At 42.2% G+C, this 12,525-nt stretch carries 14 protein-coding genes and 1 other annotated feature; of the genes, 2 read left to right on the forward strand and 12 right to left on the reverse strand.

Features of this window, described 5'->3' with window-relative positions; translation table 11 throughout:
- Positions 1 to 7: 7 nt before the first annotated feature.
- A complete protein-coding gene (sdaAB, locus tag WMO37_RS09480) occupies positions 8 to 667 on the reverse strand; it encodes an L-serine ammonia-lyase, iron-sulfur-dependent subunit beta (RefSeq protein ID WP_227090041.1) in 660 nt (219 codons plus the stop codon).
- A gap of 15 nt (positions 668 to 682) precedes the next feature.
- On the reverse strand, positions 683 to 2,152 hold the full coding sequence (gene pap / locus WMO37_RS09485) for a polyphosphate:AMP phosphotransferase (RefSeq protein WP_022431983.1): 1,470 nt from the start codon (positions 2,150 to 2,152) through the stop codon (positions 683 to 685).
- A 294-nt stretch (positions 2,153 to 2,446) separates the two neighbouring features.
- On the opposite strand from pap, the gene WMO37_RS09490 reads away from it, so the two are divergent.
- Together WMO37_RS09490 and WMO37_RS09495 are read left to right on the forward strand one after the other, a co-directional pair.
- Positions 2,447 to 3,028: a xanthine phosphoribosyltransferase gene (locus WMO37_RS09490; protein ID WP_349154876.1), complete on the forward strand. Its 582-nt coding sequence runs from the start codon at positions 2,447 to 2,449 to the stop codon at positions 3,026 to 3,028.
- 78 nt (positions 3,029 to 3,106) lie between these two features.
- Positions 3,107 to 4,456, forward strand: a complete 1,350-nt coding sequence (locus WMO37_RS09495) for a uracil-xanthine permease family protein (protein WP_349154877.1) — start codon at positions 3,107 to 3,109, stop codon at positions 4,454 to 4,456.
- A gap of 159 nt (positions 4,457 to 4,615) precedes the next feature.
- Here WMO37_RS09495 and WMO37_RS09500 read toward each other — a convergent pair whose 3' ends face one another.
- From WMO37_RS09500 to WMO37_RS09545, 10 genes are all read right to left on the reverse strand, one after another.
- Positions 4,616 to 5,191, reverse strand: coding sequence for a GNAT family N-acetyltransferase (locus WMO37_RS09500; RefSeq protein WP_022431986.1), 576 nt, complete (start codon positions 5,189 to 5,191; stop codon positions 4,616 to 4,618).
- Positions 5,192 to 5,320: 129 nt separating this feature from the next.
- A complete protein-coding gene (locus WMO37_RS09505) occupies positions 5,321 to 6,103 on the reverse strand; it encodes an ExeA family protein (protein ID WP_349154878.1) in 783 nt (260 codons plus the stop codon).
- Positions 6,054 to 6,833, reverse strand: a complete 780-nt coding sequence (locus WMO37_RS09510) for a Mu transposase C-terminal domain-containing protein (protein WP_349154879.1) — start codon at positions 6,831 to 6,833, stop codon at positions 6,054 to 6,056. The genes WMO37_RS09505 and WMO37_RS09510 overlap by 50 nt, the downstream gene beginning before the upstream one ends.
- Positions 6,834 to 6,875: 42 nt before the next feature.
- Entirely contained in the window at positions 6,876 to 7,667 is a 792-nt protein-coding gene (locus WMO37_RS09515; RefSeq protein ID WP_318255921.1) for a class I SAM-dependent methyltransferase, read from the reverse strand.
- Positions 7,668 to 7,727: 60 nt separating this feature from the next.
- Positions 7,728 to 7,980: a binding site (T-box leader), on the reverse strand.
- A gap of 51 nt (positions 7,981 to 8,031) precedes the next feature.
- Entirely contained in the window at positions 8,032 to 8,547 is a 516-nt protein-coding gene (locus tag WMO37_RS09520; RefSeq protein ID WP_349154880.1) for a GrpB family protein, read from the reverse strand.
- A gap of 16 nt (positions 8,548 to 8,563) precedes the next feature.
- Positions 8,564 to 8,818, reverse strand: coding sequence for an inorganic diphosphatase (locus tag WMO37_RS09525; RefSeq protein ID WP_227090030.1), 255 nt, complete (start codon positions 8,816 to 8,818; stop codon positions 8,564 to 8,566).
- Positions 8,819 to 8,883: 65 nt separating this feature from the next.
- Positions 8,884 to 9,318: an NUDIX hydrolase gene (locus WMO37_RS09530; RefSeq protein WP_349154881.1), complete on the reverse strand. Its 435-nt coding sequence runs from the start codon at positions 9,316 to 9,318 to the stop codon at positions 8,884 to 8,886.
- Complete coding sequence (locus WMO37_RS09535) at positions 9,318 to 9,953, reverse strand: HD domain-containing protein (RefSeq protein WP_349154882.1); 636 nt, start codon at positions 9,951 to 9,953, stop codon at positions 9,318 to 9,320. Before WMO37_RS09535 ends, WMO37_RS09530 begins: the two co-directional genes overlap by 1 nt.
- 143 nt (positions 9,954 to 10,096) lie before the next feature.
- Positions 10,097 to 11,635: a glutamine-hydrolyzing GMP synthase gene (gene guaA / locus WMO37_RS09540; protein ID WP_022432577.1), complete on the reverse strand. Its 1,539-nt coding sequence runs from the start codon at positions 11,633 to 11,635 to the stop codon at positions 10,097 to 10,099.
- A 203-nt stretch (positions 11,636 to 11,838) separates the two neighbouring features.
- Positions 11,839 to 12,501 carry an HAD family hydrolase gene (locus WMO37_RS09545; RefSeq protein ID WP_227090015.1) on the reverse strand — a complete coding sequence of 221 codons (663 nt, stop codon included), beginning with the start codon at positions 12,499 to 12,501 and terminating at the stop codon, positions 11,839 to 11,841.
- Positions 12,502 to 12,525 lie beyond the last annotated feature (24 nt).

The raw sequence follows: 12,525 nt of genomic DNA on the forward strand, positions 1-12,525 counted from the left end.
ACAGCTTTTATACAAGGCTCAGATACGTTACTTTTTTAATACCCGAAAGCTGTTCTAACCGGTGGACAATCTGCTCCGGCACTTCCTGGTCGCACTCCAGCACCATAACTGCATCGCCGCCGCGCGCCGAGCGGTACAGCTGCATGGTTGCGATATTAATGCGAGCTTTTGCAAGCATGGCAGTAACTTCCGTCACGTGTCCCGGCTGGTCGAGGTTATGCACGACTAACGTCGGATATTCGCCTGTGAAATTGGTCTGGATTCCGTCAATCTGTGCGATGTTGATTCTGCCGCCGCCAATCGACTCTCCGATGACCTCTAACGTCCTTCCCGTTTCCCCGGTAAGATAAATCTGTGCGGAGTTCGGGTGGGCTTCCCGCAGCTGTGCCGTGCCGAAAGTAATTTCAATTCCTTTTTGCGCTGCAATTTTTAAGCTGTCCGGAATCCGTATATCGTCCGGTACCATGCCAAGAAGTCCTGCCACTAAGGCTTTCTGTGTGCCGTGTCCCTTTCCTGTTGCAAGAAATGAACCGTATAATAAAATCGCTGCTTTTTTCACCGGCTCTCCGAGCAATTTTCCCGAAATGTAGCCGATTCTTACCGCTCCCGCCGTGTGGGAGCTGGACGGTCCGACCATGACCGGCCCGATGATGTCAAAAATGTTCATAAGATACTCCGTTTTTTATTCCATTTTTTTCTCAATTGCCTCAATAACGGTCTTTAATGCTTTGATTCTCGCATATTTTTTGTCATTGGACTCTAAAATGTGCCACGGCGCATAGGCTGTATTGGTCTTTTGCAGCATTTCATTGACTGCTTCCTCATACAAATCCCATTTTTCACGGTTGCGCCAGTCCTCGTCTGTAATCTTCCAACGTTTTTCCGGTGTATTTTCACGTTCCTTAAAACGTGCAAGCTGTGTATCCTTATCAATCTGCACCCAGAATTTTACAATAACTGCATTCCAGTCTGCCAGCTCTTTTTCAAATTCATTAATTTCCACATAGGCTCTCTGCCAGTCATTTTCACTGCAAAAGCCCTCCAGCCGTTCAACCATGACACGGCCGTACCACGTTCTGTCAAATATCGCAACATGTCCGGTCTTTGGCAGTCTGTTCCAAAAACGCCACAGATAATGTCTTGCCTTTTCATGCGGTTCTGGACTTGCAATCGGGTGTACTTCATACCCCCTTGGGTCTAACGCTTCGGTAATACGCTTGATATTTCCACCCTTTCCTGCGGCATCCCAGCCTTCATAGGCAATGATAACCGGTATTTTTTTACGGTATAATTCATTGTGCAGTTCGCGCAGACGCTTTTGATACTGATTTAACAAAGTATCATATTCTTCCTCTGTCAAAGTCTTATCCAACGCCACGTCTGCCAGCTTTTCAATCGGTTTTAACGGAAATGCATTCTGTAACAGCGGCACTGCCAGCGTACTGTTTTGAAGTGCCGTGTCAATTCCCTGCACCAGTGTTTCCAAAATCTGTAACTGCGCCCACTTTTTATCTTTGGCATCTACCAGATACCACGGCGCGCTCGACTGGTTCGTATCGCACAGATACTGCTCATAAACATCCATGCATTTATCATAATGCTTATTCTGCCATACATCATGTTCACTGACTCTCCAGCTCGTATTTTTGTCATCCGCCAGCTTATCCAGCCGCTTTTTCTGCTCCTTTTCATCAATCTGGAAGAAAAACTTCATCAGCAGATAACCGTTGTCTGTAAGCTGTCTTTCAAAACGTTTGATACTTTCTATTTTCTTTTTATACTCCTGCTCGGATAATTCCCCGCGCAGCTTTTCCCTTGTCACTTCGCTCATCCATCCGCTGTCCATAAAGACGAATTTGCCCGCTTCCGGTATCTTTACAAAATGACGGTATAAGAACGGCTTGCGTGCTTCTTCTTCTGTCGGCTCATCCATAACTGCCACTTTAAAAAAGCGCGGGTCGATATTTTTAATAATCTTTCCAAGCACACTACCCTTGCCTGCCGCACCCCAGCCTTCTAACAGCACCAGCACCGGCAGTTTCTTTTCCTTCATCAGAATCTGCTGCTGTTCTAAGCGCGCACGCGCCTTCTTTAAACGCTGTTCCATTTCCTCTTTTGACGGTTGTTCCAATCGGTTCCAGTCCTTTAACATAAAATACCCCCGTTTCCGCCGCTTTGCGGCTTATCCTTTTATTTTACTTTTCATTATACTGTATCCTGCGATTTTTTCAATGTCCGGCTTTACCTAAGATATCTTCTGACATTGTAACACAAATACTCCGGAACTAATATAGGTTATTTTCTCCCAATTTCAACTTTTATATTGCTACATCCGTGCCATTTTGATAGACTATAATTTATCTAAAATCCTATAAATGATGTGCCTGACCGAATGTGATTCGGGTCTGCCCGTCATTTTAACAACCACATTTTATTAGGAGGAATTATGAATTTCTTAGAAGAACGCATTACAAAAGACGGTATTGTAAAAGAAGGAAATGTCTTAAAAGTAGACAGCTTCTTAAATCATCAGATGGACATTCAGCTGTTTGATGAAATCGGTGAAGAATTTAAGCGCCGTTTTGCAAACGAACATATTAACAAGATTCTGACGATTGAAGCTTCCGGTATCGGTATTGCCTGCATGGTAGCGCGCCATTTTGATGTTCCGGTCGTTTTCGCAAAGAAGTCAAAAAGCATTAACATTGAAGGTGAAATGTACGTTGCGGAAGTGGAATCCTTCACCCACAAATGCAAGAATCAGGTGATTGTTTCCAAGAAATTTTTAAGCCCGGACGACCACGTACTGATTATTGATGATTTTCTTGCAAACGGCTGTGCGTTACAGGGGCTTATTTCTATCGTAAATGAAGCAGGCGCAACGGTCGAGGGTATCGGCATTGTCATTGAAAAAGGCTTCCAGTCCGGCGGACGCATTATCCGCAACCTCGGTTATCATCTGGAATCCCTTGCAATTGTAGACAGCATGGATGCCGCAACCGGTACAATTACTTTCCGCCATGAATAAAACAGAAATAAAATACAAAACAACTTAATGTAAAAAGGCAGCGGCGGTAAAACGCACTGCCTGCAAATGGAGAATATCATGAACAAAAATACAACGACCTCAACGGAAAATCTGTATCATCTGAATGGTAAGATTTCCGTAAAACAAGCCATTCCTTTTGGCTTACAACACATACTGGCAATGTTTGTTGCCAATATCGCACCTATTTTTATCGTTGCCGCAGCCAGCGGACTGTCCACAGCTGACAGCGCCTCTTTAATCCAGAGTGCCATGCTGATTGCCGGTATCGGTACTTTAATACAGCTTTTCCCGATTTTTAAAATCGGTTCGGGACTCCCGATTGTTATGGGTATCAGTTTTACGTTTGTATCCGTATTCTGCTACCTCGGACCAACCTACGGCTATAATGCAATTGTCGGCGCGGTATTGGTCGGCGGTATTATTGAGGGTATCTTAGGACTTCTTGCAAAATACTGGATCCGCCTGATTACACCGATTGTTGCCGCAACCGTTGTAACCGCTATCGGATTTTCTTTATTATCCGTTGGTGCGGCTTCCTTTGGCGGCGGCAGCGGCAGTGAAACCTTCGGTTCTGCCACGAACTGGATTCTCGGTACATTTACACTGCTTTGCTGTATCCTTTTTAATATTTTTGCAAAATCATATTTCAAGCAGTTGTCCGTTTTATTCGGACTGATTATGGGCTATATTGCGGCTGTGATTCTGGGTGCGGTGGATTTTTCTTCTCTGGAAGGCACTTCTATCATTGCATTTCCACAGCTACTGCCGTTTAAACCGGAATTTAACATAAACGCTATTATTTCTGTTACTTTAATTTTCCTTGTATCAGCAACAGAAACGATTGGTGATACCTCCGCCCTTGCCGCCGCCGGTTTAAACCGCGAAGCGACTTTAAAGGAAACCTCCGGTTCTATTGCCTGTGACGGTTTTATCAGCGCATTGTCTTCTGTTTTTGGCTGTCTGCCGATTACGTCATTCAGCCAGAATGTCGGACTGGTTGCCATGACAAAGGTTGTCAACCGCTATGCGATTGGCGCCGGTGCCGTGATTATGATTTTAGCCGGAATTTTCCCGTTTTTCGGTTCACTGCTTGCGACACTGCCGGATGCGGTTCTTGGCGGCTGTACACTGATGATGTTTGGTAACATCGTTATCAGCGGACTTCAGATGATTGGAAAATGTGGCTTCTCCCAGAGAAATATCACCATTGCCGCACTTTCTTTAAGTATCGGCATCGGTTTTACACAGGTTCCTGAAATTTTTGATATTTTTCCACAGATTGTAAAGACGGTCTTCGCCGAAAACTGCGTTGCTGTTGTTTTCCTCGTTGCCATTCTTTTAAATCTGGTTTTACCGAAAAACATGGAAGCCGCACCTGCCGCTTCTGATGAATCTGCTGACGCATAAGCAGACTGATGTACTTATTAAAATAAGCCGCAAAGCGCTTTATACCCACCCATAAAATCAGACATTCAGACCTGAATCTGACGATTTATAGGCGGTATATACATACTTTGCGGCTTATTTTTGCTTTACCGATTTCATTATTCTTTCGATATTTTTCTGCTATATCCTGTTTTTTTGTGCCGTCCGGTATGCCACCGGCAGCTGCTGGCTCTGATGCTCTCCAATCATCTTTTCCATCCAGATCATGTCGTACCAACGGTTAAATTTATATCCGCACCGGTGAAATGTGCCGACTGTCTGAAATCCCAGATGTGCATGAAACTGCTCGCTGTTCTTATCCAAATATTCGTCTTCCGTCTGCGGATATCCGATACACGCATACAGGTTGGTGATTCCCATTTGCTTTAAACACTCTGTTAAAGCGGCGTATAGCTGTTTTCCCAGTCCACATTTCTTCGCGGCATGGTCTACATAAATAGACAATTCACACGCCCAGTCATATGCCGCGCGCTCCTTAAATGGTCCTGCATAGGCATATCCGTATACCCTTCCCTCTTTTTCAATGACAAGATACGGATACTTCTGCATAGTCTTCCTCATGCGCTGTTTGAATTCTTCCTTGGACGGCACATCATATTCAAATGTAATCGCCGTATTTTCCACATAATACGCATAGATTTCAAGTATCCGCTGTGCATCCTCTATTTTTGCATCTCTTACTGTATATGCTGTCATGTTTATTTCTCCCTGTGTTGTGTTATTGCTGTTAAAAATTCCATGAGCTGTCACAACTCTGCTCTCACACGTTGTCACAAACTCACTCTTCTTTCTGTCACTGCTTCCGGGGCTCTCGCCCCGGATTTCTTACTCTATTCCTCCAACCATTTCATGGTCAGCTACAAATCGCACCATATGCTCATCTATCAGCCGTTTCTGCTGTTGATATGCGTACATCAGTGTTTTCTCGCAGATTCTGTTGATCATCCGTGGTATGCCTGCGGATACCTTGAAGATTTCATCTTCTGCTCCACTGGTGAACAGATCCTGTTTCACTCCTGCATACGCCATATGTGCCGCGATATATTTGCCAGTTTCTGCCCTGTCCAGGCGGTTCAACACGATATTCATAGCGATTCTCTGTCGGATAGCTGCGTAGCTCTGCAGCCTTAGCTTCTGATCCCACAGCTCTATCTGTCCTACCAGTATCAGACTCATGGGGCTGGCTGAATCAAACCTGTAATTCAAGAGGAAACGAAATTCTTCCAAAGTTTCCTTCCCCAGCAGCCTCTTTGAATCTCCCCGGTAGAACCTTGCCTCCAGTCCCATCTGGTCAAGAAGTCCTGCATACAGCCACCTCGGTGTCAGCTTCGAATCAGACAGATACAGCAGCATATATTTATCCTTTGGGAGTCTGCTTTCAAACATCCGGATAAGCGTTGATTTTCCACATCCCGGATCCGCAGTAACTACCGCAAACAACTGCCTGTCTGCCACGTATGTCAGTCTCCCCAGGGCATCTTCTATCTGCCTCGAACTGTACAGCCTGTCTGCCGGAATATCTCTTGTAAACGGCGTATGCATCAGCTCAAAGAATTCCTCATACATGGCTGCCACCTGCCTTTCCATAATCACCAAAAGAAAGGGCATTTGCTATCAGCCTGTGATCCTCTTTGTATTTCTTTTCCAGAGCATCCAGAAATCTGGATGTTTCCGGTATCTTGTCCGTCATTCCAACCGGTACATCCACCGTTTTATCACAGAAAGCTCCGATACTTACCCGGTGTGCCATGATTGGTTTCATGTCCTGATACACAACCTTTATAGTCTCTGTATTCATGGGGTCATAGGCGATTTCCACCTCTGCATTGGCAAGGGCTGTACTGGCCTCATATTTGACATCTCCAAAGGAAAAAAAGCCTGCATTATCCAGTTTTCTTGTCTCATGATGCAGAAATGCTTCACTTACCACTGTGGCATCCAGAAAGATTAGCCCCCGGGTATCCCTGTTAAACTCCCGCATGGGAGAAATCCCTTCCGCCGGCACCTTTACCCCATGGGATTCATAATACTCATAAATCCCGTCATGAGCTTCCTTCTGGTAATCCTGCTCCAGAAAACACTTCCATTTCTGATTCAGTTCCTCCAGGGAATGCACCTTCGCCACCCTTACTTCCGCGATGAACCGGTCCACCTTCTGGTGAAATTTTTCTATTTTTCCTTTGGACTGACAGGCTCTTGGTTTTGCATGAAGAACGCGGATTCCTAACCTTGCAAGGGCTGTGTGAAGCTGGTTTGTGGTGTACTGTGTCCCGTTATCGAGATAGCAGGCATCACATTTTCCCTGTTTTAAGATTGCCTTATGAAAGGTATCCTCCACTATTTCCTGACGCTGGTTTTGGTTATATCTTTCAAAATCTTATTATTTTCTCCCAATTATAATAACATGATTACTTGCTCCTAAAACCGACTGTTCACGGCATACACTATAATGATAGTCGCACCAAGTTTTGAACTGATTTTCATCCCATTTGTCAACCTTTTGTGATAAAAGAGGAGCTAAACCATCTTGAGCGAAATGGTCTACAATTTTTAATCCATATCTTCGATAAATTGATTCCATTTCATCTTTTGATGAGTAATAAGTATCTGTCCAAAAGCACTTCTCATCATCATGCTTCAGCACACCAGTTTCAATAAGTTGTTTCGCCAAGTGTTCATCCAAATATTTTTCATTGCTCGTAGCAATATATTGAAAAACATAGTATCTTGGAATGTACGCAGTAACCAAAAGCCCGCCTTTCCTTAACACTCTTAGACATTCCTTCATGCATTTTTCTCTCTGCTCTTCTGTAATCAAATGATAAAATGGTCCCATATTGAGAACAATATCAAATGAATCATCTGCGAAACAGGACATATCTGTAGCATCCAAAACAGAAGTATTCATATGATAATTTTTATTGGTAAGAGTTCGATTAATAATGTCTATATGCCTTGGCGTAATATCTGTAGCAGTTACATCATGCCCCTTATCTGCAAACCAGAAAGCATAAATTCCTGTTCCTGCTGCACAATCTAATATTTTACTATTGGTGCCGATAATCTCATCCAAAACTCTTGTAGTTGTTACAAATTCAATTCTTCTTGCATTATTTGTAGTCAAACGATTTTCCTCTTTGTAATTCTCGTAACTGTCAACAACATAATTCATCACTAATTCCTCCGATTCTATTATTTTATGTATTAAAAAAGCTACCCTCCTTAAATTAACTTTAAGGACGATAGCTGATAGCTTCGTGTTACCACCTTAATTCATCTATATTTCGCAATATAGACCTTAGCAAGTACGGAAATTTCTTTCGATACTCTGACGCTGTAATGGGCGTTCCCAGTGTAGCCTAATGAATAAATCAGTCGGTACACGGCTCCAAGACTGGTTCAATATTTCTTCAATAGAGTTTTCCACCAAGCAACTCCTCTCTGTAATTTCCAAAATATTTACTATCTCTCTTCATCGCTTTTTAACATAGTAGATTCATAATTATTTTTTGTCAAGACATACAAAATAAAAATTATTAATTATTGAGAATAATATCTATTATATCTTTCTTTCCTTTAGTGTACAATCCCCTATTATCAGCATACTTACTTTCCAGTTCTTCCTTTACCTTCTGATACTGCAAAGCCATATTCTCATTATCATTTAGATAATCTCTGAAATGAATATAATTTTTCCACTCAGTTCCGTTCCATTTCACAATATGAATATGGTGCGTTCTTGTATCATTTTCCATATCGCCCATTACATAAAGAAGCTGACGTTCCACATCTGAACCTCGATAAAATATTCCCACTTGTCGTAATTGCTCATTATGTAACATTACTTTATCAAAATCAGTTACCCCAACGACAATATCAATAATCGGTTTTGCTTTAATTGCCGGTATTGCTGTACTTCCAATATGCTGTATATCAATAGCATCATCTCCTAATATAGAATTAAGTATTTTGATTGTTTGAATGGCAGCCTCATCCCACTGTTTATCATGTGGTTCAAGCTGCACTATTCCTCTTTTTAATCCTAATGACATAGCAATCTCCTTAATATTACATCACAATTTCACTGTCGAAATATTGTTCCTGAAAATGAATCTGTCTCCTGATTTCTTCCTTTGAAAAAGTTACCCCGTCTGGCACAACTACCCACTTTTCTTCTATATCATCTTTTCTCCGAACAATGGCAATAATTTTACCTGTAAACTTCTTTAGTGGTTCATTTACACCTAATATATAAGCGTCCTGCTCTTCTCCATCTGGTGCCATAACTCCTTCAATGTAACCATAATTTATTGGATAATACATATCCTTATATTCAGGATGATAACTTCCTAATGGTCTATCGACTGTGACAGTTACTGTTGCTCCAATTATAGAATTATCTTTACCTGTAAATACTTTTCTATCAATTTCGGCTGTATCAACGGATATGTCCAGTTCTCAGGCAACTCATCCATAAGCACAACTTTCTCCATCTCGCTATGTAATTCTTTCGCAAACTCTGTTATCTCTGCAAAACAAAGCAGTCCAAATGTTTCTTCACCAGTATCATTTACTCTAGTCTTACCTGTCACCGAATATACGCATATTGGTTTTATCTCAAATTTGATAGCCCCAGTCTCTTCCTGCAACTCCCTTTTAGCTGTTTCAAAAATATTCTCCCCAGCTTCTCTATGCCCTCCCGGCACTTCATATGTATCTCTTTCTTTATGTTTGCAAAATACCCACTTTCCGTTACTCTGTGAGATAATTACTGCAAATTTCAATAGTTCATCATTAACTGTATCATAAAATTTTACTTCCATCACATTTTCCCTTCCCATTCCAGCATAAACTCATTCAGAAATTCCTGCATTACAACCTGTCTATGTTCTGCCAGTTTCTTTCCCTCAGTCGTATTCATCATGTCTTTCAACAAAAGCAACTTTTCATAGAAATGATTAATGCTTGTAGAATCTTGATTATTCCGATACTCTTCTTTATTCATTCCCATTTTAGATTTTATTTCCGGATCATAAATCTTTCTTCCCCTACTACCACCATATGCGAATGTTCTGGCAATTCCAATAGCTCCTATAGCATCAAGTCGGTCTGCATCCTGCACACATTTTCCTTCTATGGTATCAGGTACGACTGAATCAGTTCCTGCAAATGAAACCTCATCTATAATTTTGCATACCGCCTCTATCCTTTTACCATCTATTTTATTAATTGTCATAAAATCAACTGCATTTTTCTTGGTAACATAAGTGTCCGGAAAAAGCTTAATATCGTCAACATCATGTAACAGAGCCGCCAACTGCACTATTTTAACATCTGCATTTTCCTGTTTTGCGATTTTAGTAGCCAGTTTATATACTCGTATTGTATGATAATAGTCATGACCACTACTGTCTCCCGAAAATATACTTTTTATAAATCTCTTTTCATTATCTGTCATCTTTTCTCCTAATCAACCTAGCAAAGCAATATATTGATTTACGAAAGTCATTACTCCACCCACAAATAGAGCCAAAGTAGAGCCATTTTGTAAAACAAATGCCGGAAGCCCGCATAAATACAGGCTTTCGGCATTCTAATCCGTTATTCAAACTCAATCGTAGCCGGCGGTTTGCTCGTGCAGTCGTACAGCACTCTGTTTACCCCTTTGACTTCGTTAACAATTCTGTTTGCAACTGTGCTTAAAACGTCCCATGGAATCTGGGCGCAGTCGGCAGTCATGAAATCGGCTGTGCATACGGCACGGAGTGCAACGGCATAATCATAAGTACGCTCATCGCCCATAACACCGACACTGCGCATATTCGTCAGGGCGGCGAAATACTGTCCAAGACCTTCTACTCCTGCCTTAGCGATTTCTTCACGGTAAATGTAATCCGCATCCTGAACGATACGAACCTTATCTGCCGTTACTTCTCCGATAATACGGATACCAAGTCCCGGTCCCGGAAACGGCTGGCGGTAAACCAGATATTCCGGGATTCCTAACTCCAGTCCGGCTTTTCTTACTTCGTCCTTAAACAGCATACGAAGCGGTTCGATGATTTCCTTGAAATCTACATAATCAGGAAGTCCGCCTACATTATGGTGGGACTTAATCGTTGCAGATTTTCCAAGACCGGATTCAATGACATCCGGATAAATCGTTCCCTGTACAAGATAATCGACAGCACCGATTTTCTTTGCTTCTTCTTCAAATACACGGATAAATTCTTCTCCGATAATCTTTCTTTTTGCTTCCGGTTCTGTAACTCCTGCAAGTTTGCTGTAGAAACGTTCCTGTGCATTGACTCTGATAAAATTCAGGTCATATGGACCATCCGGTCCGAATACAGCTTCTACTTCATCACCTTCATTTTTACGTAGCAGACCGTGGTCTACGAATACGCAGGTCAGCTGCTTGCCGACTGCTTTTGCAAGCATAACGGCCGCAACAGATGAATCCACACCGCCTGATAATGCACAAAGTACTTTACCGTCACCGACTTTTTCACGAATCTGTGCAATCGTTGTTTCCACGAAAGAATCCATTTTCCAGTCACCGGTACATTTACATACATTAAATAAGAAATTGTGCAACATCTTCTGACCTTCTACGGAATGCATTACTTCCGGATGGAACTGTACCGCATATAACTTCTTTTCTGCATTTTCCATAGCCGCAACAGGACAGTTGCCTGTGTGGCCTGTAATCTTAAAACCCTGCGGTGCTTTTGCAATATAATCCGTATGGCTCATCCATGTTGTTGTCGTTGCAGACACTCCTTCAAAAAGCAGGGAAGACGTATCTACTTCAACATCTGTCTTTCCATACTCGCTGACCGGTGCTGTCGCAACTTCTCCACCCAGCTTATATGCCATAAGCTGTGAACCGTAACAGATTCCGAGAATCGGCACACCAATTTCAAAAATTGATTTATCATAAGACGGTGAATCCTCCTTATAAACACTGTTTGGACCACCGGTAAAAATAATACCCTTTGGATTTTTAGCTTTAATGTCTTCCAGACTTGTTGTGTATGGAATCACTTCTGCATATACATTACATTCTCTGACACGTCTTGCAATCAACTGATTGTACTGACCGCCAAAATCAAGAACCAACACTAATTCGCTGTTCACTGTTTTCCTCCTTCTTATTGCGCAATCATTTCCTAATTAACAGAAACTTTTACTTTTGCTGCTCATTGTATTATTTCATTATACAAAACAAATCCATACTTGGCAACCGCCAATTCTGCCTTATTCTGCCTGTTTTACTTCTCTTTTAAAATCTGATTTTTAAAAAGTCATTTTGTAATCCTCTTTGTCAACTCCCGGCAAATTTACACCTGCGCATTTAATTTTTCAATCACGTCCGGCACCTCGCCTAAATGCTCACACACGCAGTAAGTCAGCGCACGAATTGTATCATCAATCTGAATCGTATCCGGCACATGCACGACTTTCATGCCTGCGGCATGTCCCGCCTTAATGCCGTTAATGCTGTCTTCAATGACAATACACTCCTGTGGCGGCACACCAATTCTATCTGCCGCCGCCAGAAAAATATCCGGTTCGGGTTTGCCGTGTTCCACGCTGTCCCCATAAACCACATTGTCCAGATATTCCCATGCACCAATCGTATGCAGCGTCTTTTCAGCACTTTCCCTGCGGGTAGACGTTGCAACTGCACACTTTATTCCGTTTTCACGGATATAATCCAACAATTCAAACAGTCCCTTTTTTATCGGCAAACCTTCTTTTTCCCGAATTTTATAAATATGCTCCGTTCTGAGTTTTCGTGCTTCCCAATAGTCAATTTTGCCATGGTAATAATTGTCAAAAAACTGACAGCTCAATGTGTTGGGTGCGCCCTTAAAGCTGTCAATCAGCCACATCGGCATTTCAACGCCAAGCTGTTCTGCCGCCCAAAGCCACCCTTCGTTAGACTGGCGCTCCGAATCAATCATCACACCGTCCATATCAAATATTACTCCGCGAATCATCTGTCTTTCCACTCTTTCTCAATC

The organism is Lachnospira intestinalis, assembly GCF_040095895.1.
In the GTDB taxonomy this organism is placed as follows: Bacteria; Bacillota; Clostridia; order Lachnospirales; family Lachnospiraceae; genus Lachnospira; species Lachnospira intestinalis.